Origin of the sequence: Rhizobium sp. G21 (assembly GCF_014158035.1) — a bacterium.
Lineage (GTDB): Bacteria > Pseudomonadota > Alphaproteobacteria > Rhizobiales > Rhizobiaceae > Rhizobium_E.
Genome location: NZ_JACFXW010000001.1, coordinates 432,548 through 454,693, shown reverse-complemented (window position 1 = coordinate 454,693; position 22,146 = coordinate 432,548). Strand labels below are relative to the sequence as shown.

General features: G+C 63.8%; 19 protein-coding genes and 1 pseudogene. 14 read left to right on the top strand and 6 right to left on the bottom strand.

Going from position 1 to position 22,146, the window contains the following annotated elements; all coding sequences use genetic code 11:
- Window positions 1–43 precede the first annotated feature (43 nt).
- A complete protein-coding gene (locus H2O14_RS02365; protein WP_182826375.1) occupies window positions 44–739 on the top strand; it encodes a DUF502 domain-containing protein in 696 nt (231 codons plus the stop codon).
- Here the strand turns inward: H2O14_RS02365 and recG are convergent, their stop codons facing one another.
- Window positions 740–2,845, bottom strand: a complete 2,106-nt coding sequence (gene recG / locus H2O14_RS02360) for an ATP-dependent DNA helicase RecG (protein ID WP_182826374.1) — start codon at window positions 2,843–2,845, stop codon at window positions 740–742.
- A gap of 98 nt (window positions 2,846–2,943) precedes the next feature.
- Between recG and H2O14_RS02355 the strand changes: the two genes are divergently transcribed.
- Both H2O14_RS02355 and mfd read left to right on the top strand, forming a co-directional pair.
- Complete coding sequence (locus H2O14_RS02355; RefSeq protein ID WP_182826373.1) at window positions 2,944–3,243, top strand: succinate dehydrogenase assembly factor 2; 300 nt, start codon at window positions 2,944–2,946, stop codon at window positions 3,241–3,243.
- Between the two features lie 99 nt (window positions 3,244–3,342).
- Window positions 3,343–6,843: pseudogene (gene mfd / locus H2O14_RS02350) on the top strand (transcription-repair coupling factor).
- A gap of 87 nt (window positions 6,844–6,930) precedes the next feature.
- Here the strand turns inward: mfd and H2O14_RS02345 are convergent.
- Window positions 6,931–7,692, bottom strand: a complete 762-nt coding sequence (locus H2O14_RS02345) for a class II aldolase and adducin N-terminal domain-containing protein (RefSeq protein ID WP_182826372.1) — start codon at window positions 7,690–7,692, stop codon at window positions 6,931–6,933.
- A 106-nt stretch (window positions 7,693–7,798) separates the two neighbouring features.
- Entirely contained in the window at window positions 7,799–9,781 is a 1,983-nt protein-coding gene (locus tag H2O14_RS02340; protein WP_182826371.1) for a bifunctional 2',3'-cyclic-nucleotide 2'-phosphodiesterase/3'-nucleotidase, read from the bottom strand.
- Between the two features lie 290 nt (window positions 9,782–10,071).
- Here H2O14_RS02340 and H2O14_RS02335 point away from each other — a divergent pair, with 290 nt between their 5' ends.
- The 4 genes from H2O14_RS02335 (at window position 10,072) to H2O14_RS02320 (ending at window position 13,006) form a co-directional block, all read left to right on the top strand.
- Window positions 10,072–10,884 carry a ferredoxin--NADP reductase gene (locus tag H2O14_RS02335; protein ID WP_182826370.1) on the top strand — a complete coding sequence of 271 codons (813 nt, stop codon included), beginning with the start codon at window positions 10,072–10,074 and terminating at the stop codon, window positions 10,882–10,884.
- 122 nt (window positions 10,885–11,006) lie between these two features.
- Window positions 11,007–11,357, top strand: a complete 351-nt coding sequence (locus H2O14_RS02330; protein WP_182826369.1) for a DUF1491 family protein — start codon at window positions 11,007–11,009, stop codon at window positions 11,355–11,357.
- A 48-nt stretch (window positions 11,358–11,405) separates the two neighbouring features.
- Window positions 11,406–12,044, top strand: coding sequence for a hypothetical protein (locus H2O14_RS02325; RefSeq protein ID WP_182826368.1), 639 nt, complete (start codon window positions 11,406–11,408; stop codon window positions 12,042–12,044).
- Complete coding sequence (locus H2O14_RS02320) at window positions 12,017–13,006, top strand: hypothetical protein (RefSeq protein ID WP_182826367.1); 990 nt, start codon at window positions 12,017–12,019, stop codon at window positions 13,004–13,006. Before H2O14_RS02325 ends, H2O14_RS02320 begins: the two co-directional genes overlap by 28 nt.
- Window positions 13,007–13,276: 270 nt before the next feature.
- On the opposite strand, the gene H2O14_RS02315 is transcribed toward H2O14_RS02320, so the two are convergent.
- Complete coding sequence (locus H2O14_RS02315) at window positions 13,277–13,909, bottom strand: GntR family transcriptional regulator (RefSeq protein ID WP_182826366.1); 633 nt, start codon at window positions 13,907–13,909, stop codon at window positions 13,277–13,279.
- A gap of 146 nt (window positions 13,910–14,055) precedes the next feature.
- Window positions 14,056–14,829: an NAD kinase gene (locus tag H2O14_RS02310; protein ID WP_182826365.1), complete on the bottom strand. Its 774-nt coding sequence runs from the start codon at window positions 14,827–14,829 to the stop codon at window positions 14,056–14,058.
- 187 nt (window positions 14,830–15,016) lie between these two features.
- Between H2O14_RS02310 and cobF the strand changes: the two genes are divergently transcribed.
- From cobF to H2O14_RS02285, 5 genes are read left to right on the top strand one after another with little or no spacing between them, the layout of a single operon-like run.
- Entirely contained in the window at window positions 15,017–15,793 is a 777-nt protein-coding gene (gene cobF, locus H2O14_RS02305) for a precorrin-6A synthase (deacetylating) (RefSeq protein WP_182826364.1), read from the top strand.
- Window positions 15,794–15,849: 56 nt separating this feature from the next.
- Window positions 15,850–17,244, top strand: a complete 1,395-nt coding sequence (gene cobG, locus H2O14_RS02300) for a precorrin-3B synthase (RefSeq protein ID WP_246697506.1) — start codon at window positions 15,850–15,852, stop codon at window positions 17,242–17,244.
- Entirely contained in the window at window positions 17,241–17,876 is a 636-nt protein-coding gene (locus tag H2O14_RS02295; protein WP_182826362.1) for a precorrin-8X methylmutase, read from the top strand. Before cobG ends, H2O14_RS02295 begins: the two co-directional genes overlap by 4 nt.
- Window positions 17,873–18,604, top strand: coding sequence for a precorrin-2 C(20)-methyltransferase (locus tag H2O14_RS02290; RefSeq protein ID WP_182826361.1), 732 nt, complete (start codon window positions 17,873–17,875; stop codon window positions 18,602–18,604). The genes H2O14_RS02295 and H2O14_RS02290 overlap by 4 nt, the downstream gene beginning before the upstream one ends.
- Window positions 18,601–19,374 (top strand): precorrin-3B C(17)-methyltransferase, encoded by a 774-nt coding sequence (locus H2O14_RS02285; protein ID WP_182826360.1) that lies wholly within the window; start codon window positions 18,601–18,603, stop codon window positions 19,372–19,374. The genes H2O14_RS02290 and H2O14_RS02285 overlap by 4 nt, the downstream gene beginning before the upstream one ends.
- Here H2O14_RS02285 and H2O14_RS02280 read toward each other — a convergent pair.
- Complete coding sequence (locus H2O14_RS02280) at window positions 19,350–20,108, bottom strand: cobalt-precorrin-6A reductase (RefSeq protein WP_182826359.1); 759 nt, start codon at window positions 20,106–20,108, stop codon at window positions 19,350–19,352. The genes H2O14_RS02285 and H2O14_RS02280 overlap by 25 nt on opposite strands.
- On the opposite strand from H2O14_RS02280, the gene cbiE reads away from it, so the two are divergent.
- The gene (gene cbiE / locus H2O14_RS02275) at window positions 20,107–21,354 is read left to right on the top strand and encodes a precorrin-6y C5,15-methyltransferase (decarboxylating) subunit CbiE (protein ID WP_409526895.1); all 1,248 of its coding nucleotides are present in this window, start codon (window positions 20,107–20,109) and stop codon (window positions 21,352–21,354) included. The genes H2O14_RS02280 and cbiE overlap by 2 nt on opposite strands.
- Entirely contained in the window at window positions 21,351–22,115 is a 765-nt protein-coding gene (gene cobM / locus H2O14_RS02270) for a precorrin-4 C(11)-methyltransferase (protein ID WP_182826357.1), read from the top strand. Before cbiE ends, cobM begins: the two co-directional genes overlap by 4 nt.
- Window positions 22,116–22,146: the final 31 nt, after the last annotated feature.

Here is a 22,146-nt window from a genome sequence, read left to right as displayed (position 1 = left end):
AATCTTGTGCGGCGCGGAAAAGTCGCGTTAAACAGGGAGCCTGATGACCCAGGATCCTCACACGCCAGACACCGCGCCGCATAAGCCGACTTTCGGCGTACGGCTCCGCAACAATTTTCTGACGGGCCTGATTATCTGCGCGCCGATCGCGATCACGATCTGGCTGACCTGGACGCTGATCCATTGGGCCGACAGCTGGGTCAAACCCTATATTCCCTATCGCTATAACCCTGAAAACTACATCAAATTCGCCATTCCAGGCTTTGGCCTGCTGATCGCGGTGCTCATGATCACGCTGATCGGCACCTTCGCCAAGAACCTGATCGGCCGCTCGATCGTCGAATTCGGCGAATCGATCATGGATCGCACGCCGCTGGTTCGCTCGCTCTACAAGGCGCTGAAGCAGTTGTTCGAGACGGTGTTCGCCGAGCGCAGCACCTCGTTCAAGAAAGTCGGCATGATCGAATTTCCGGGGCCGGGAAGCTGGTCGATGGTGTTCATCGCCGCCGATGTGCGCGGCGGCGAACTCGAACATCGATTCCAAGAGAAGGGGTTCAACGACATGGTGGCGGTGTTCCTGCCGCCGACCCCGGTCCCCACCGCGGGCTTTCTGATCTTTGTAGAGCGGTCCAAAATCATCGAACTCGACATGAGCCCGGAAGACGCCGCCAAGATGCTGATCTCGGCCGGCCTGATCGCGCCGGACTGGAAGCCGAAGGGCGATGTCCTGGAGAGCTGATCAGCCGGCATGGAGGAAGCGGATCGCTTCGTCGCGCCGGAAGAGATAGAGCAGTGTGCGGATAGCCTCGCCGCGCGGCGACGACAGTTCCGGATCTCGGTCGAGCAAATAATGCGCGTCCTTGCGGGCGATTTCGAGCAGGTCGCCATGCGCCTCCAGGCTGGCGATGGCGAAGCCGGGCGTTCCCGATTGGCGGGTGCCGAGCAATTCGCCTTCGCCGCGCAGGCGCAGATCCTCTTCGGCGATGATGAAGCCGTCTTCGGTCTCGCGCATGATCTTCAGCCGCGCCTCGCCATTCTGGCTGAGCTTGCCCTTGTAGACGAGGATGCAGCTCGACGCCTCCGATCCGCGTCCGACACGGCCGCGCAGCTGGTGCAATTGCGCCAGCCCGAAACGCTCGGCATGTTCGATCACCATGATCGTCGCATCCGGCACGTCGACGCCGACTTCGATGACGGTGGTGGCCACCAGAAGCCGGGTCTCGCCATTCTTGAAGCCCATCATCACCGCGTCTTTCTCCGGCCCACTCATGCGGCCATGGATCAGCGCCGCCTGCGCGCCGAAGCTTTTCGCGAGCACGGCGTGGCGCTCCTCGACGCTCATCAGCTCGCTCTCTTCGTCTTCTTCTACCAGCGGGCAGATCCAGTAGATCTTCTTGCCCTCGGCGACGGCGGCGCGCATGCGGGCGATGATGTCGCCGATCCGTTCGCCCGGCACGATCACCGTCTGGATCGGCTTGCGGCCGGCCGGCTTGTCGGTGAGCTTGGAGACGTCCATATCGCCAAAGGCGGCGAGCACCAGCGTGCGGGGAATGGGCGTCGCGGTCATCACCAGCATATGCGGCGACACGCCCTTGGCGGTGAGCCGGAGACGCTGATGGACGCCGAAACGGTGCTGCTCGTCGACGACCGCGAGCAGCAGATTGGCGTAATTGACCGTATCCTGGAACAGCGCATGCGTGCCGATGACGATCTGCGCCTCACCGGATGCGATGCGGGCGAGGATCTCTTCGCGTTCGCGGCCCTTGGTGCGGCCGGTGAGGATTTCGATGGTGAGGCCGGTCATGCGCGCCATCTGGCTGATCGTGGCGTGATGCTGGCGGGCGAGAATTTCCGTCGGCGCCATCAGCACCGCCTGGCCGCCGGCCTCGACTGCGGCCAACATCGACATCAGCGCGACCACGGTCTTGCCCGAGCCGACATCGCCCTGCAGCAACCGGAGCATGCGGTCTTCGCCGGCCATGTCCCTGAGGACGTCGGCGATCGCCGCGGTCTGGCTGCCGGTCAGCGAAAAGGGCAGGGCCTTGAGCACTTGGGCCGACAGAAGGCCGGTCGGCTTGACCGGCACGCCCGGCGCTTTCCGGAGCTTCGAGCGCACCAGCGCCAGCGACACCTGGCCGGCCAGGAATTCGTCATAAGCGAGCCTGCGCCTGACCGGCGCCTGCGGATCGATGTCGTGCTCGTCGCGCGGATGATGGATCAGGCGGAGCGCGTCCGCGGTCTGCAGAAAGCCCTGTTTCTGGATCAGAGACTCGTCGAGCCATTCTGGCAGAGTGGGCACGCGCGAAATGGCGGCTTCTATGGTCTTGCGCAGAACTTTGGGCGACAGGCCAGCGGTGAGGCCATAGACCGGCTCCACCAGCGGCAGTTTCTCGCCCTCCGACAAGCGCGCCATGTGATCGGGATGGACCATGGAGGGCCGGCCGTTGAACCAGTCGACCTTGCCGCTGACCATCACGGTCTCGTCGATGGGCAGGGATTTTTCCAGCCAATTTCCTTTGGCGCGAAAGAACACCAGCGCGAGTTCGCCCGTATCATCCTGCAGGAACACCCGATAGGGCTGGTTCGACTGTCCCTTGGGCGGCGGCTGGTGGCGGTCGACGCGGGCGGTGACGGTGACGATGGCGCCCTGGGGCGCAAGCGCGATGCCGGGCTGCTTGCGACGGTCGATCAGGCTGTGCGGCACATGGAACAGGAGATCGATGATCCGGCAGTCCTCCAGGCTCTCGCGGCCGAGCAGCCGGGCATAGAGTTCACCCGTCTTTGCCCCGATGCCGGGCAGCGAGGCGAGGGGGGCGAACAAGGGATCGAGGATGGAGGGACGCATGCACACAATTTCGGCTGTCGAAGGTGGATTTGCAAGGCTGACAAGCAAGTTTCCAAGGGATATAGACGGCCTCGTATCATGAGAGGATCACCACGCCGATGACTGGCACGACCCTGACCACCGCCGATCTCGATCCCCATCGCCGTCGCATCCTGTTTCGCGCCTGGCATCGCGGCATCCGCGAGATGGATCTGATCCTCGGCCAGTTCGCCGACACCGAACTCAAGACGCTTCAGGGCGAGGAACTCGCCGAGTTCGAGCGCGTTCTCGGCGAAGACGACAATGATCTGTTCAAGTGGATTTCCGGAGAAAAGCCGATGCCTGAGCGTCTCAAGACGCCGCTGTTCGAGCGCATTCTGGCCTTCCGTCCCGAGGAAGCCTTCAAGCCCGTGGTGTGACGACGGTTTTCGGCCCGTCGTCTTGTTTTCTATGCCGCTCCGCCATCTCTCCAGCCCGATAGCGATCTCAGTCGCCGGGGCACTCTCAAGGACATCTGCATGATCCCGGATTTCGATCCCCGGAAAATTCTCGCGGACGAGAAGAGCTTTTCGATCGGCCATGTGCCGCCGGGCATGGAGGCGCTGGTGCTGGCAGAACTCGCCCGCGCCGGAGGATCGATCGCCTATGTCCTCTCCGATGGCCAGAAGATCGCCGATCTCGAACAAATGCTCGCCTTTCACGCCCCGGAGATCCCTGTGCTGGTGCTGCCCGGCTGGGACTGCCTGCCCTACGACCGGGTGTCGCCGGGAACCGATGTCTCCGCCCGGAGACTGGCGGCGCTCGCGGGGTTGATCCAACATCAGGCCAAGCCGCATCCGGCCATCGTGCTGACGACGGCCAATGCGCTGGTGCAGAAATTGCCGCCGCGCGACGCCATCTCGGCCATGGGCTTTTCCGCCAAGCCCGGCCAGATTCTGAAGATGGACGAGATCGCCATCCGGCTGGAGAAAAACGGTTTCGAACGGGTGGCGACGGTGCGCGAAGTCGGCGAATTCGCCGTGCGCGGCGGCATTCTCGATCTCTTCATGCCCGGCGAGACCGAACCGATGCGGCTGGATTTCTTCGGCGACACGCTGGAGACGATCCGCACTCGATCCGGCCAGCCAGCGCACCACCGGGCAGGTGAAGCAGATTTCGCTCAACCCGATGAGCGAAGTGTCGCTGACGCCGGATATGATCAGCCGCTTCCGCAAGGCTTATCTCACGATGTTCGGCGCGGCCACGCGCGACGATGCGCTCTATCAGGCGATCTCGGAGGGGCGGCGGTTCGCCGGCATGGAGCATTGGCTGCCGCTGTTCTATGACACGCTCGAAACGCTGTTCGACTATCTCGCCGGCTTCCGCCTGACCGTCGATCACACGTTGCAGGAATCGGTCAATGAGCGCTTCACGCTGATCACCGACTATTATGAAGCAAGGCTCGACGCCGGCTCCGGCAAGAAGGGGTTGAGCCAGGGCGCGCCCTATAAGCCCGTGCCGCCCGACCAGCTCTATCTCTCCGGTGAACAGGTGATGCTGGAGTTGCGGGGCCATGGCGCGATCCGCATCACGCCGTTCAACGAGCATGAGGGCGAGGCGCGCAAGGTCGTGCGCTCTCAGCCCGTCCCGGCATGCGCTGGGCGCGCGCCGGCGAGCAGGAGGGCGAGGAGCGCATCAACGTGTTCGACGCCGCCGTGCGCCATATCGCCGATCACCGCGCCAAGGGCGACAAGGTGGTGGTCTCCGCCTGGACCGAGGGCTCGCTCGACCGTCTGTTGCAGGTGCTGCAGGAGCATGGGCTGGAGCGCGTCGTTCCCGTTGCGACCCTCGATGCCGCGATGAAGCTGAAGCCGGGCGAAGCCGGCGCGACGGTGCTTTCGCTCGAAAGCGGCTTCGAATGCGGCAAACTGATCGTCATCGGCGAGCAGGACATTCTGGGCGACCGCCTCGTGCGGCGGGGAAAACGCCGCAAGCGCAACGCCGATTTCATCACCGAGGCCTCGTCGATCGACGAGGGCTCGATCGTCGTGCATGCCGAACACGGCATCGGCCGGTTTATCGGGCTGGTGACCATCGAGGCGGCCGGCGCGCCGCATGAATGCCTGCAGCTCGAATATGCCGGCGGCGACAAGCTGTTCCTGCCGGTCGAAAACATCGAGCTCCTGTCGCGCTACGGCTCGGAGCAGACCGAAGCGCAACTCGACAAACTGGGCGGCGTCGCCTGGCAGGCGCGCAAGGCCAAGCTCAAGAAGCGGCTGCTCGACATGGCGGGCGGTCTGATCCGCATCGCCGCCGAGCGGCAGATGCGCCAGGCGCCGCCGCTGATCGCGCCCGACGGCATCTATGACGAATTCGCCGCCCGCTTCCCCTATGACGAGACCGAGGATCAGGCCGGCGCGATCGACAGCGTGCGCGACGATCTCGGCGCGGGCCGGCCGATGGATCGTCTCGTCTGCGGCGACGTCGGCTTCGGCAAGACCGAAGTGGCGCTGCGCGCCGCCTTCATCGCCGCCATGAACGGGGCGCAGGTGGCCGTCGTGGTGCCGACGACGCTTCTGGCGCGGCAGCATTTCAAGACCTTCTCCGAACGTCTGAAGGGCTTCCCGCTCAAGGTGCGGCAGGCCTCGCGGCTGGTGACGGCCAAGGAGCTGAACGAGACCAAGAAGGAGCTGGCGGAAGGCAAGATCGACGTCGTGGTCGGCACGCATGCGCTTTTGGGAGCAGGCGTCAAATTCGCCAATCTCGGCCTGTTGATCGTCGACGAAGAGCAGCATTTCGGCGTGAAGCACAAAGAGCGGCTGAAGGAGCTGAAATCCGACGTGCATGTGCTGACGCTTTCGGCCACGCCGATCCCGCGCACCTTGCAGCTGGCGCTGACGGGCGTGCGCGAACTGTCGCTGATCACCACGCCGCCGGTTGACCGCATGGCGGTGCGCACCTTTATTTCGCCCTTCGATCCCCTGGTGATCCGCGAGACGCTGATGCGCGAGCATTATCGCGGCGGCCAGAGCTTCTATGTCTGCCCGCGCATCTCCGATCTCGAGGAGATCCAGACCTTCCTGCGCGAGGCGGTGCCGGAACTGAAGCTCGCAGTGGCGCATGGCCAGATGCCGCCGGGCGAACTCGACGACATCATGAATGCCTTCTATGACGGCAAATATGACGTGCTGTTGTCGACGACGATCGTCGAATCGGGTCTCGACGTGCCCACAGCCAACACGCTGATCGTGCATCGCGCCGATATGTTCGGTCTCGCCCAGCTCTACCAGATCCGCGGTCGCGTCGGCCGGTCCAAGGTGCGCGCCTTCGCGCTGTTCACGCTGCCGGTCAACAAGACGCTGACCACGATGGCCGACAAGCGGCTGAAAGTGCTGCAGTCGCTCGACACGCTCGGCGCGGGCTTCCAGCTCGCCAGCCATGACCTCGACCTCCGCGGCGCGGGCAACCTGCTCGGCGACGAACAGTCCGGCCATATCAAGGAAGTCGGCTTCGAACTCTATCAGCAGATGCTCGAAGAGGCGGTGCTGGAGATCAAGGGCGAGGAGCAGGTGAGCGACAGCGGCTGGTCGCCGCAAATCGTCACCGGCGTCTCCGTGATGATCCCCGAGAGCTATGTGCCGGATCTGCATCTGCGCATGCAGCTCTATCGCCGCCTCGGCGAACTCAGCGATCTCAAGGAAATCGACAGCTTCGGCGCCGAGATGATCGACCGCTTCGGCCAGATGCCGGCCGAAACCGAACATCTGCTCAAGATCGTCTATATCAAGACGCTGTGCCGCATCGCCAATGTCGAGAAGGTGGAAGCGGGGCCGAAGGGCCTGGTCGTGGTGTTCCGCGACAAGATCTTCCCCAATCCGGCCGGCCTCGTGCAGTTCATCTCACGGCAGGGCACGCTCGCCAAGATCCGCCCTGATCATTCGCTGTTCCTGGCCCGCGATCTGCCAAAGCCCGAAAAGCGCATGGCTGCCGCCGCCATGCTGATGACGCAGCTCGCAGAGATCGCCGGACAGGGCAAGTAAGCGGAGACCCAAACGGTCAAACGAAAACAGCCGCCGGATTGGCCGATCCGGCGGCTGTTCTCATGAGCGCGGCAAGATGCGCTCAATTCAGAAGTCGGGCTCCTGGCGGGACAGCAGGGTCTTGAGATCCTCGAAATGCCGTTCGGACTGGCCGGGATAATCCTCGATTTCCTCGGCGACCTTTTCGGCGACGTCGTCGGAGAGCACGCGCAATTTCTGGCCGGTCTGCAGCGCCTTGATATAGGTTTCGGCGGCGCGTTCGAAATAATACATGCGGTTGAACGTGTCGGCGACGCTGTCGCCGATCACCAGCACGCCGTGATTGCCCATGATCATCACGCGATGCTTGGGGTTCTGCATCAGCCGGGCGCAGCGCGCGCCTTCGTCTTCGAAGGCCAGCCCGCCGTAATCATTGTCGATCACATAGCGGTTGAAGAAGGTCGCGCAGTTCTGGTCGATCGGCAGCAGACGGCTGTCGGCGAGCGAGGCGAGCACGGTCGAATAGATCGAATGCACATGCATGACGCAGCGCGCATGCGGCAACAGGCGATGGATCGAGCCGTGCAGACCCCAGGCGGTCGGATCCGGCGCATCCGGACGGTCCATGGTCGAGGGATCGTTGGCGTCGAGCAAAAGCATGCTGGAGGCGGAGATCAGCGAGAAATGCTTCTGGTTGGGATTCATCAGAAACTGGCTGCCGTCATCGTTGACGGCGAGCGAGAAGTGGTTGGCCACCGCCTCGTGCATGTTGAGCCGGGCGGTCCAGCGGAAGGCGCAGGCGAGATCGACGCGCTCTTCATAGAAGGGCAGATTGTCGTGGCGGCTGACAGTCGCGAGAGTGGCGGACATGGCGAGTTCCCTTTGTTTTTCTCGACAAAAAGAATGAACTTAAGCCGCGCTCGCGTCAACGAAGCCGGCGGCCGAAACCGCCGGCTCTCGCGCAAAGAATTATGGGTCAGAGCACCAGCCGGAATTTTGCGTAACCGTCCTTGCCGTCGCCGGCCGGTTCGATCTTGACGTCCTCGACGCTGGCCAGGAAATCGCGCGCCTTCGGGCCGGTTTCGAACACGGCGGTCGCGCCCGCGACGGGTGCGAAGCGCCAGTTTCCGTCGGCAGTCGGGTTGATCGCGCCTTCCCGCATGATGTAGCGCACCAGCACGTCCCTGTTGGTGTCGGGCGCGGCGAGGATCACCTTGTCGTCCTTGATGTCGGGGAAATTGCCGCCGCCGCCGGCGCGGTAATTGTTGGTGGCGACAGCGAATTTCTGCGCGGGCTCGATCGGCTTGCCGCCGAAGGAGAGGTTCTTGATGCGGCTGGCCTCGGCGTGCACGACATTGCCGTCGTGATCGTATTTCGCCGGCTGGCTGACATCGATCTCATAGGTGACGCCGTCGATGACGTCGAAATTGTAGGACGGGAAATCCGGATTGATCAGATCGACATCCTCGGCGCCGGGCTCGACGCGGTTGAAGATGCCGGCCGACATCTCCAGCCAGTTCTTCACCTGCTCGCCGGTGATCGCCACCACCCGCAGCGTGTTGGGATAGAGATAGAGGTCGGCGACGTTCTTGATGGCGATGTCGCCGGCCGCGACATTGGTGTAATAGTCTGGGCCGCCGCGCCCGCCCGACTTGAACGGCGCCGCCGCCGACAGGAGCGGCAGATCCTTGAATTCGCCGTCCTTCAGGAGATCCTTCACATACCACATCTGGGCGTTGTTGACGATCTGCACCGAGGGATCGTCGGCCACCAGCGCGAAATAGGAGAAGAGCGGCGCCGATGTCTTGCCGACCGGACGACGCACATAAGCCAGTGTCGCCTCATGCTCGGGTTTGACCGCTTCGATGATCTCCGGCTTGTCCTTGACGTCGGCTATGACTTTCTTGTCCTCGCGATGATAGATAGGGCGGGCTTCGCAGGTGAAGTCGACGATCTTCCATTTGCCGCCGTCCTGTTCGATCAGGAGATCGATCAGCCCGAGATGCGAACCCCAGAAGCCGCCCATGACCGCCGGCTTGCCCTGGAGCGCGCCTTTGACGGGATCGACGCCCGCCATGCCGTCCCAGGTCTTCGGGCCGGGGAAGACGAGATGCTGATGGCCGGTGAAAATCGCGTCGACGCCCTCGACGCCGGCGAGATAAAGCGATGCGTTCTCCATCCGCTCTTTCTGGCCGGTCGCGTCGATGCCGGAATGCGACAGCGCCACGACGATGTCGGCGCCGTCTTCCTTCATCCGGGGAACCCAGGCGCGGGCGGCCTGGACGATGTCGCGGGTATTAGCCTTTCCCTCGAGATTCTTGGAATCCCAGACCATGATCTGCGGCGGCACGAATCCGATAAAGCCGACCTTGATAGTGGCGCTCTTGCCGGCGCCGTCCTTGATCGTTTTCTCGATGATCCGATAGGGCGGGAAGAACAGTTCGTCCTTCAGGGGATCGGACGCCAATTGACCCTTGGTGAGGTTGGCGCAGACGTAAGGGAAGTTGGCGCCTTTGACGGTGGCGAAGAGATAATCGAGGCCGTAATTGAATTCGTGATTGCCGAGCGTGCCGCAGTCATAGCCGAGCAGGTTCATGGCCTTGATCACCGGATGGACCTGGCCGTCGTTCATGCCGCGCTCATAGGCGATGTAATCGCCGAGCGGATTGCCCTGCAGGAAGTCGCCATTGTCGATCAGCATGGAATTGCCGGCCTCGGCGCGGATGGCGTCGATGATCGAGGCGGTGCGGGCAAGGCCCTGTTTGTCGTCGGGACCGTCTGCGTAATAGTCGTAAGGGTAAAGTGCGACATGGATGTCGGTCGTTTCCATCAGCCGGAGATGCGCCTGGTTGGCGGCGGCGCGGGCGGCGAAGGGATGCAGCATCACCAAGGCCGCGCTGGAGGCGATGCCGGCGAGCACGCTACGGCGATTGGCGAGAAAGGGATCTTTGAACAGCATCGGCTTATCCTTTGTGACCATCATCGGTAAGGCTCGTTGGAAACGAGAGCCTGAACGGGCTACGCCGCTATTGTGACGGTATTATCTCGCCGCAGCGAAAAGACGCAGGCGCCGCCCTCTGGCGAAACAAGGCGGAAGGCGGTATAGGCCGAGCGAGGCTCGGGATTGGCGAGATTGAAAGCCTTTTCCCTGTGAGCCGGTTCTGGTGGAAATCCCTACCTTCAAGTTCCGCTTTGAATGGTCTATTAGCCCCGCCAGAGTTAGAAAATACGTCCGAGGATCGAAGCTCCATGAACGCGCCCGCCACCAATCCCGAGATCGTTTCCGCCATTCCGGCGGGCGTCTATGCCGAGACGGTCACCGCCGTTCAGCATTACACCGACCGGCTGTTCCGCTTCCGCATGACGCGGCCGCAGGATTTCCGTTTCCGCTCGGGCGAATTCGCGATGATCGGCCTGATGGTCGAAGGCAAGCCCGTCTATCGCGCCTATTCGATCGCCAGCCCGGCCTGGGATGAGGAACTGGAATTCTTCTCGATCAAGGTGCCGGACGGCCCGCTCACCCAGCATCTGCAAAACGTGCAGGTCGGCGATACGGTGCTGATGCGCAAGAAATCCACCGGCACGCTGGTCAACGATGCGCTGCTTCCGGGCAAGCGGGTCTATATGTTCTCGACCGGCACCGGCATTGCGCCTTTCGCCAGCCTGATCCGCGATCCGGAGACCTATGAAAAGTTCGAGGAAGTCATCCTCTGCCACACGACGCGTGAGGTGGCGGAATTGAAATACGGCTTCGACTTGATCGAGGAGATCAGGAACCACGAATTCCTGAGCGAGATCGTCGGCGACAAGCTCAAGCATTATGTCACCGTGACCCGCGAGGACTATCCCTTTCAGGGCCGCATCACCGACAATATCCGGTCGGGCAAGATGTTCGCCGATCTCGGCGTGCCGCCGATCGACCCGGCCATCGATCGCGGTATGATCTGCGGCTCTGCCGCCATGTTGAAGGAAACCAAGCAGTTGCTGATCGATGCGGGCCTTAACGAAGGCGCCAACAACAAGCCGGGCGAATTCGTCATCGAACGCGCCTTCGTCGATTAACGCCGAGCCGCGGCGCGGGCGACGCGATCCACGAGATGGCGAGCGTCGACGACCGCAGGCCGCCGCCCGACATCGTCGTCGGCTGTTTTGACAGCTGGCGGCATTGATCTTAAGACACCGCCATGCGCGTCACATCCGAATTCTTCGTTTCCGCCCTGATCCGCCGCGTCTTCTCCTCGGGCGGCTTTGCGGCCGTGGAGCGCAAGGGTGCGGCGGAAGCCGGGGCGATTTTCATCCGCACCCGCGGTCGTGATGGACGGGAGACGCTCTACGGTCCGGCGCCGCAAAGTCTGTTCGACGCCGAGACGTCCGGCGACCGCCGCTTCGAGATCCGCGTCCGCAACGGCGAGGGGGCCGATGTCGAAGCCGTCATCGCCCGAGAGGCGAAATTCGATCCGGATCTCTGGCTGGTCGAGCTGGAGACAGACAGTGTCGAAGGGCTGCTCACTGTGGATCACGACCCGGCGCATTAACCTCTCATAAGCGGCGCGCCGGTATTGTCGTCCCATCCGGGGACGATCATGACGATTGCCATCACGAAAAATATGAAAACCACTCTGGTCGCCAATATAAGCGGCGAGGAATGGATCCTGTCGACGGGCGTGACCATCGCGACGTCCGGCCTGGCGATCGACGCCTCCTCGTCCGCCGGCGGACGCGTGTTCAAGATACAGGGAACCTTGTCCTCGACCCATGGTCCGCTCTGGACGCTGGGCGCAGCCTCTCAATCCGGCGGAGACGCCGGCGACGATATCAAGATCGAAAGTACGGGTGTGCTGAACAGCGGCGGGGTTGGTTTGTCGGTCCTGAGCGGCGGGCTGACCTTGGGCAATGCCGGCGCGATTGCGGCCAAGGGCGTCGCCCTCGACCTTCGTGGCGTCGACGCGACGGTCACCAATGATGCGACGCTCGTCTCGACCCGTGCGTGCGCGATCCTCAGCCGCGCCGCTGACGCTTCGATCAACAACAACGGGTCGATCAAAGCTTTCGGCGACGCCATCTCATCCTCGGGCAGCGACGCCGACCTGATCAATTCGGGGGGATCACATCCTCACACGGCCGAGGCGTCGCCTCGACGGGCAGGGCCGCCGAGATCGTCAACCACGGCAAAATTTCCGCCGACAGCGATGGCGTGTTTTCGAGCGCCGCCGGCGCGCTGATCTCCAATGACGGCGTGGTCGTCGGCCGCGCCGCCGCCATTCGCTCCACAGGCGACGATGCGACCATCACCAACACCGAGAGAATGGCGGGCGCGACTTATGGCGTGTATTCCTCCGGCGACGATGTCGTCCTCACCAATCAAAAGACCATCAGCGGTGCGAAGACCGGCGTCGCACTGATGGGGGACGACGCCGTGCTGACCACCTCCGCCACACTGTCGGGAAAGGTGGCGCTGCTTGTCGTCGGCGACGGCGCCGTGATCACCAACGAAAACATCATCCGCGGCGCCTCGACCACCGACGCCGCAATCCGGATGACTTCGACAGGCGTCACCGCCATCACCAACGCCGCCAACATCACCGCAGCCTCCGGCGTGGCCATCCAGGCCGGCGCGGGAATCGAGAAAATTCTCAACACCGGGACGATCGACGGCGACGTGAAACTGGGCGGGGGCGACGACTGGTTCAGCAGTCTCACGGGCGAGGTGAAAGGCAAGGTTCATGGCGGCGGCGGCGATGACGTCTATGCCCTGGGCGGATCGGTGCGCATCGTGGAACGCAAGGGCGAGGGAATCGATACCGTGCAGATCTCCTATTCCCACGCGCTCGGCGCCAATGTCGAAAATCTGGAGCTGACAGGTTCGGCTGCCGCCGATGGAACCGGCAACAGTCTCGCCAATCGAATCGCCGGAAATCGCGGCGACAATCAGTTGACAGGCAAAGGCGGCGACGACGTCTTCGTGTTCGAGAGCGGCTTCGGTCACGATGCGGTGACGGATTTCGATCCCGGCCGCGACAGGATCGACCTGAGCGGCGCGGGCGACTTCTCTTCCTATGCGGATCTCAAAAGCCACATGATCGCGCATGGCGACGATGTGGTGATCGCTGCCGACGGCGGAGATGGGATCACGCTGCAATCGATCAGATCAGGTGAACTGCACAAGGCTGATTTTCTCTTGTGACCATGCATGTGCGGCGCGCGGGAATGTTTTCCCCGCGCGCCGCACAGCGCCCCAGTGATGGGATGTGGCGCGGCTGGTCCGCCAACAAACCGCGCCATCAACAGGTATGCCCTCTACGCTTTCGGTCGCCGCCGAGATGGCGCATGCGTTGCCTGCCATGATGATTCTATAAGTCGCTTTCGCGCCGGACATATTGATCTGAAGCAAATTTTGGCGATCGGAGGCGCAGGTCGTTTTCAAAAGTCGAAACGCCCCGTCGGAACGCGGTTTTCAGATCCGCAGTCCGTCGATCAGATCGCCCATCGCGCGTTCGGCCTCGCTCGCATCGCCGTTCAGCAGCGCCCTGATCACCCGCACATGCAGGCTGACCGAGAGGTCGAGCGAAGCCTGATTGGCGCTGTGATACCAGTAGCGCCGCGAATGGGTCTGCAACGCGCCGAGCGCCTGCGATAAAAATGGATTGGGGCAGGTGTCTTCCAACACCTCGTCGAACACTTTGTCGGCCGCGAGAAAACCGTCCTTGTCGCCGGTCACCGCGCATTCTGTCATGGCCTTGGCGCAATCGATCAGCCGTTGTCGTGCTTCAGGCGTGATGACATCCGCCATCAGCTTCGCCGCCAGCGGTTCGAGTTGCCGTCTTGTCTGCAGCACCATCGCCGGATGATTCGCATTGAGCGCCGCGATCTGAAGTCCCGCCCGCGGTTTTATACTGATCAGCCCCTGCCATTCGAGCTTCTGGATCGCCTCGCGCACCGGCGTGCGGCCGAGGCCGAGCTCGGTGATCAACTGCTTTTCCGTCACCAGCGAGCCTGGAGCCAACCGCAGCGTCACGATCAGGCTCTCGAGCTTGAGATAGGCGAGACGGCTCTGGGACGGCGTCGATGATACGGGCTCGTCGGGCATGGCTGGCTTCCAATTTGATATATCAGATCGGTCGCACATCGGACGGCGAATGTCAAACCAGCTGATATATCAATGATGTTAGGAAAATATTCAGGTGATGGCGACCGCCGCCGGCGTGCGGTTTCGCCGATGTTCAATAAAATTGATCAGTCGACGAATTGCTCGGCGAGGATCCGGTCGGACCAGGAATGATCGGGGTCCGAAAGGAGCCGCGTCGTCCGACCTTCGGACTGGGTGACGCGCACGGAAATCACCGATTTGACCTCGGTGTTGTCGGCGACCGCATTGACGGGACGCTTGTCCGGCTCGAGCACGGTAATGTCGACGGTCAGTTTTTCCGGCAGCAGCGCGCCGCGCCAACGGCGGGGACGGAAGGCGCTGACCGGCGTCATGGCGATCAGCGGCGCTTCGAGCGGCAAGATCGGCCCATGGGCGGAGAAATTATAGGCGGTGGAGCCGGCTGGCGTCGATAGCAGTAGTCCGTCGCAGATCAGCTCCGCCAGCCGCTCGCGCCCATCCACCGTCACTTTGAACTTGGCCGCCTGATAGGATTGCCGAAACAGCGAGACTTCGTTGATGGCGTAAGCGAGCGATTTGCCGCCATCGGCGTTGATCGTCTGCATTTTCAGCGGCCGGATCTCGTTGCACACGGCCTTCTCGATCCGCTCGATCAATCCGTCCTTGGTATAGGAGTTCATCAGGAAGCCGACCGAACCGCGATTCATGCCATAGGCCATTTTGCCCGTGTCCATGATGGCGTGCAGCGTCTGCAGCATGAAGCCGTCGCCGCCGAGCGCCACCACGACATCGGCTTGCTCCATCGGCACGTGATCATAGAGCGCGGCGAGTTCGGCCCGAGCCGCTTCGGCCTCGTCCGTAGTAGAGGCGGCAAAGGCGATGGACTTGAAGTTTCGGGGCATGATGCGCTCAAAAACGGGATCGGGAAGAAATTGCTACATGAAATCGGGCGGGATCAAAAGGCCTTGAAATTCCAGAGTTTCAGCCCAAACGTCGCAATTTTCTCGATGCGGCGTTTGACGCGCGGCGTCGCTTTCAGCAAAAGAACCGCCACGCGACCGCCTATCATGGCGGGACAAGGAGACGCGGATGCGCAAAATACTCGTGATCGGCATCGGAACCGGCAATCCGGAACATGTGACCATCGAAGCGATCAACGCGCTGAACAGCGCCGATGTGCTGTTCATTCCGACCAAGGGCGGCAGGAAGGCCGATCTTGCCGAGACGAGGCGCGAGATCATTCGCCGCTATGTCACCAATCCCACGATCCGCAGCGTCGATTACGCGCTGCCGGTGCGCGACGCCACTGAACCCAGCTATCAGCGCGGCGTCGACGACTGGCACGCCGCCATCACCCGCATCTATGAAGATCTGTTCCTCTCCGAACTCGGCGAGGATGGCGTCGGCGCCTTTCTCGTCTGGGGCGACCCGATGCTCTATGATTCGACGCTGCGCATTCTCGAACGGGTGCGCGCGGCGGGCCGGGCAGCCTTCGATGTGAAGGTGATCGCCGGCATCACCTCGATCCAGGCGCTGTGCGCGGCGCATCGCATTCCGCTCAACCTGGTCGGCAAGCCGGTGGAGATTACCACCGGACGGCGTCTGGCGGAGAGCTTTCCCGCAAAAAGCCAGGCGTCGGTGGCGATGCTCGACGGCGAACAGGCCTTCGCGAAGATCGACGATCCCGAGGTGGAAATTTTCTGGGGCGCCTATCTCGGCTCCGAGCAGGAAATCATTATTTCCGGCAATCTTCAGGAGAAGAAGCAGGAGATCCTGAAGACCCGGGCCGCGGCTCGCGCCGAGCATGGCTGGATCATGGACATCTATCTGCTGCGCAAGGGCGCGGATTTCGATGACGAGGCTTGACCTCGCGCAAGGCGCTCCCTTGCCCGGCATTTAGAAAAGGCGTTTAACTCGTGCCCATGATGGATGACGCCATGATCCTCGCGCTCTCGCCGAACGCCGCACAGCATTTTCCCCTGCCGCCGATCCGGCGCGGCGAATGTCCGACGCTGTCTCAGCCGATGCCGACCGGCGACGGTCTGCTGGCGCGTCTCAGACCGGTGAATTCTGCGCTGACCTTTTACCAGCTCGCCGCGCTCGCGGAGGCGACAAAGCGTTTCGGCAATGGCCTGATCGAGATCACCGCCCGCGGCAGCCTGCAGGCGAGAGGCCTGAAGCCGGAAACGGTGGCGGATTTCGAGGCGGCGGTGCTGGCGTCTGGCGTCATCCCGACACGCGGGCTCGGCGTCGAGACGCCGCCGCTCGCCGGGCTCGATCCGGATGAGCTCATCGATGTCAGGCCGATCGCCGCCGAACTGCGCGGCCGTGTCGCAGCCCATGAGCCGCCTCTCGCGCTGGCGGCCAAGCTGGCCGTGACCATCGACGGCGGCGGACGGTTTCATCTGGGCGCGGTGACGGCGGATATCAGACTGACGGCGTTCCGCGATTCGGGCGGGCAGATCCGCTTCGTCGTGTCCTGCGGCGGCACGGCGGCGAAAGCCCGGCGTCTGGCCATCGTCGAGGAAGGGCAGGCGGTCGACGCCGCGCTCCATCTCCTGACAATGTTGCATGCGATGGGGCCGGGCGCGCGCGGACGCGACCTGCCGGACGATGCACTTTCCACGCATTACACGACGCGGATCGATCTCCGGGCGATCGAGCTGTCGACGCAGGCGCCGCTGCTTCTCGGCCTTCATCCTATCGAAGACGGCGGCGTGGCGCTTGGCCTGTCGTTTGCCTATGTTCAGGCGCAGGCTCCGGCCCTGCGAGCGCTCGCCGAACGCGCCCGAGCACTCGGCATTGCCGATCTGCGATTGACTCCCGATCACGGTTTCTTTGCGCTGTGCCCCTCGCAGGAGGTCGCGCGCGCCTTGCGGCAGGCCGCCGCCGACCTCGGCTTCTGGACCGACTCCGCCGATTTGCGCCGGGCGATCGCGCTCTGCGCGGGCGCGACCGGCTGCGCCTCGGCCTATTTCGACACGCGGGCGCTCGCCGATCGCCTCGTCGCCATTGCGCAGGAGTTGCTCGACGGCTCGTTCACCCTGCATTTGTCGGGCTGCGCCAAGGGTTGTGCGCATCCAGCCGCTTCTGTATTGACGCTGGTGGGTGCGTCAACAGGCTATGGGCTTGTCGTAAATGGGGCGGCTTCGGCCTCGCCATCCGCCTATAGTGCTGAAAACGACATTGGGAGCGCATTTGGACGCCTGGCGTCCATGGTGCGGGACAGCAGAGAGGATGGCGAATCGGCCGCTCAGTGCCTTACACGGCTCGGAGCGCGGCGCATCGCCTCGGCTCTGCAATTGGACGGGACATGACCGAATACGACTATATCCGCGACGGGAACGCCATTTACGAGCAGTCCTTCGCCATCATCCGTCGCGAGGCGGATCTCACGCGTTTCTCCGAAGCCGAGGCCGATCTCGCCGTGCGCATGATCCATGCCGCCGGCATGGTGGAGGCGGTCGAACATTTTCATTTTTCGCCTGGATTCGTCGACGCCGCCCGCGACGCGCTGAAATCCGGAGCGCCGATCTTTTGCGACGCGGAAATGGTGGCGCGCGGCGTGACCGCAGCCCGATTGCCGGCCAATAACGACGTGATCTGTACGTTGCGCGATCCGCGCACCGCCGAGATCGCCAAGGAGATCGGCAACACCCGCTCGGCGGCGGCGATCCAGCTCTGGGGCGAGCGCATGGCCGGCTCCGTGGTCGCGATCGGCAATGCGCCGACCGCGCTGTTCTATCTGCTCGAACTCCTGCGCGACGGCGCCGTGCCCAAGCCTGCCGCCATCGTCGGCATGCCCGTGGGCTTTGTCGGCGCGCGCGAATCCAAGGATGCGCTGGCGGAAAACTCCTATGGCGTGCCGTTCGCCATCGTGCGCGGCCGCCTCGGCGGCAGCGCCATGACGGCTGCGGCGCTGAACTCGCTGGCGAGGCCGGGCCTGTGAGCGCGCCGGGACGACTGATCGGTGTCGGCACCGGCCCCGGCGACCCCGACCTGATGACCGTCAAAGCGGTGAAGGCGCTCGCGTCGGCCGATGTCATGGCCTATTTCGCCAAGGCCGGACGGCGCGGCAATGGCCGCGGCATCGTCGACGGCATCGTCCGCGACGACATCATCGAACTGCCGCTCTATTACCCTGTCACCACCGAGATCGAGAAATACGAAGACGGCTATATCAGCCAGATCACGAACTTCTACGAAGAGTCGGCCATCCGCGTCGCCGAACATCTCGACGCCGGCCGCACTGTGGCGGTGCTGAGCGAAGGCGATCCGCTGTTTTACGGCTCCTACATGCATCTGCATGTGCGGCTGGCCCATCGCTATCCGACCGAGGTCATTCCGGGCGTCACCGCCATGTCGGGCTGCTGGTCGCAGGCCGGCGTGCCGATCGTCCAGGGCGACGACGTGCTGTCTGTTTTGCCGGGTACGATGGCTGAGCAGGAATTGGTTCGTCGGCTAAACGACACCGAAGCGGCGGTGATCATGAAGGTGGGCCGCAACCTGCCGAAGATCCGCCGGGCGCTGGCGGAGACCGGCCGAATCAACCAGGCCGTTTATGTCGAGCGCGGCACCATGGCCAACACCCAGATGGTTCCGCTCGCCCAGAAGCAGGACGACGCGGCGCCCTATTTCTCGATCGTGCTCGTGCCGGGCTGGAAGGACAAGCCATGACCGACGCCAAGGGCACGCTCTATGTGATCGGCACCGGCCCCGGCTCGCCCGAGCAGATGACGCCCGAAGCCGTGGCGGCGGTGGAGAAGGCGACGGAATTCTTCGGCTATTTCCCCTATATCGACCGTCTGTCGCTCCGCGCTGACCAGATCCGCGTCGCCTCCGACAATCGCGAGGAGCTCGACCGCGCCAATGCGGCGCTGACACGCGCAGCCGCCGGCGTCGATGTCGCGGTCGTTTCGGGCGGCGATCCCGGCGTCTTCGCCATGGCCGCCGCCGTCTGCGAAGCGATTGAAAAGGGGCCTGAAGACTGGCGCGAGATCGATCTCGTCGTCACGCCCGGCGTCACGGCGATGCTGGCCGTGGCAGCCCGTTCCGGCGCGCCGCTCGGCCATGATTTCTGCTGCATGTCGCTGTCGGACAATCTCAAGCCTTGGGACGTCATCACCCGGAGGCTGCGTCTCGCCGCCGAAGCCGGCTTCGTGATCGCGCTCTACAATCCGATCAGCAAGGCGCGGCCCTGGCAGCTGGGCGAAGCCTTCACGCTGCTGGCCGAGATTCTGCCGCCGACGACGCCGATCATTTTCGGCCGCGCCGCCGGCCGCCCGGATGAAAAGATCGTGGTCAGGCCGCTGTCGGAGGCCGAAGCCGGCATGGCCGACATGGCGACCTGCGTGATCATCGGCTCGCCGGAAACCCGCGTCATCACTCGGCCGGGCAAAGCCGATCTCGTCTATTCGCCGCGCTATTTCGCTGGGGCCAAAGCGTGATCGATGAAGGCCAGCGCGCCCTCGACCGTAGCGACGCAGGCTGCGCCATCCACGCGCTTGCGCTCGACCATGACCACAGGAAGCCCGAGACGCCGCGCCGCCTCGATCTTGGCGTAGGTCGCCGCGCCGCCGGAATTTTTCGACACGACCACATCGATGGCGTGTTCGGTGAGCAGCTTTATTTCATCATCCAGCGAGAAGGGACCGGTCGCGAGAATGTAGCGGCAATCCGGCGCCGCGATCGGCGGATCGATGGGATCGACGCTGCGGGCGAGATAGAAATGCTGCGGCGCGCGCGAGAACAGATGCGCCTCCTGCCGGCCGATGGCGAGGAAGACCCGTCGCGGCGCGACGCCGAGCTTGTCGACCGCGTCTTCGGTCGATTTGGCCATGCGCCAGTCGTCGCCCGGTTCCGCCGACCAGCCGGGACGGCTGAGGCAGACCAGCGGCGTTCCGACCAGACCAGCCGCCGCAATGGCGTTGGGCGTCATGCGCTGGGCGAAGGGATGTGTGGCGTCGATCACGAGATCGATGTCGTTGGCTCGCAGATGAGCCGCCAGTCCCTCGACGCCGCCGAATCCGCCGTGACGGGTATTGACCGGCAGCGGCCTCGGCTCCTGCGTGCGGCCGGCCAGCGACACGGTGACGTCGAGATCCTTGCGCGGCGCCAGCGCTTCGGCCAATTTGCGCGCTTCCGTCGTGCCGCCGAGAATGAGGATTTTGGAGGCCGCCATGTCTGAAAACATCCTTTCGACGCCCTGGCTCGATATTATCGGCCTTGGCGAGGACGGTATAGCCGGGCTCGGCGACGAGGCCAAGCGCCTGATAGCAGCGGCCGAAATCGTCTATGGCGGCGCCCGCCATCTCGAGCTCGCCGCAACGCTGATCAGGGGCGAGGGCCGGCGCTGGGCTTCGCCCATCGACCTCTCGGTTCAGGACATCAAGGGCCTGCGGGGCCGCCGCGTGTGCGTGCTCGCCTCCGGCGACCCCTTCTTTTTCGGCATGGGCGCGACGCTCTCACGCAGCATCGAAGCCCGTGAGATGCGGGTGATCCCGCATCCGAGCGCCTTCAGCCTCGCGGCGTCGCGACTTGGCTGGCCGCTGCAGGATCTCGCGCTGGTGTCGCTGCATGGTCGTCCGATCGATCTCATCCGCCCGCATCTGCAGCCCTGCGCCCGCATTCTCGCGCTGACCTCCGATGAAAAAGGGCCTGCTGAACTCGCGTCGCTTCTGACCGAAAGCGGCTTCGGCGCCTCCCGGCTGTTCGTGCTCGAAGCATTGGGCGGCGGCAGCGAACGGGTGACGGCGATGCGCGCCGACGCTTATGCGCTCACATCCGTGAACCCGCTCAATATCTGCGCGGTCGAGGTGGAGGCGGGCGAGCGCGCGCGCGTGCTGCCGCTCGCGCCGGGCCTAGACGATTCGCTGTTCGAGCATGACGGACAGATCACCAAGCGCGAGGCGCGCGCTTTGACATTGTCGGCCCTGACGCCGCTCAAGGGCGAGTTGCTGTGGGACATCGGCGCGGGCTCAGGCTCGATCGGCATCGAATGGATGCTGCGCCATCCCGCCATGCGCGCCATCGCTATCGAAGGACATCCCGAGCGCGCCGCCCGCATCCGCCGCAATGCGGCCGCCTTCGGCGTCCCCGGTCTGGTGACGGTCGAGGGACAGGCGCCCATTGCGCTTTCGGGCCTGCCGACGCCGGACGCGATCTTCATCGGCGGCGGCGGCTCGGAACCGGGCGTGATGGATGCGGCGCTCGCAGCGCTCAGAGCCGGCGGGACACTGGTCGCCAATTCGGTGACCTTGGAAATGGATGCGGTCCTCTTGGCGGAACACGCCAAACGCAGCGGATCGCTGACGCGGATCGAATTGTCGCGCGCCTCGCCCGTGGGCGCGATGACCGGCTGGCGGCCGGCGATGCCGCTCACGCAATGGCGCTGGGTGAAGCCGAACAATTGGAAAGACGAGACATGACGGTACATTTCATCGGCGCCGGCCCTGGCGCAGCCGATCTCATCACTTTGCGCGGAGCGCGCCTGATCGGCGAATGCCCCGTCTGCCTCTATGCCGGCTCGATCGTGTCGCCGGAACTGTTGTCCTATTGCCCTCAGGGCGCGCGCATCGTCGACACGGCGCCGATGTCGCTGGACGAGATCGAAGCGGAATATCTCAAGGCCGAGGCCGCGGGCCAGGATGTGGCGCGGCTGCATTCCGGCGATCTCTCGGTCTGGAGCGCGGTCGCCGAACAGATGCGCCGGCTGGATCGGCACCGCATCGCCTATACGCTCACGCCGGGCGTGCCGTCTTTCGCCGCCGCCGCCGCCGCGCTCGGCCGTGAACTGACCATTCCCTCGGTGGCGCAAAGCCTGGTGCTGACCCGCGTGTCGGGCCGCGCTTCGCCGATGCCGGGCAAGGAGAGGCTGGAGGTCTTCGGCCAAAGCGGCGCGACAATGGCCATCCATCTCGCCATCCACGCTTTGCCGCAGGTGATGGCGGAACTGATGCCGCTCTATGGCCCCGAATGCCCGGTCGCCATCGTCGTCAAGGCCAGCTGGCCGGACCAGCGAATCGTCAGGGGCACGCTCTCGACCATCGAGGCCTTGGTGCAGGAAGATCCGATCGACCGCACGGCGCTGATTTTCGTGGGGCCGGGGCTGGCGGCGGAGGATTTTCGCGAGAGTTCGCTTTACGATCCAGATTACCAGCGTCGCTTTCGTGGCCGCGACGGATTTTGACCGGCGAGAGAATCGAAAGGGCCGGCGCGAG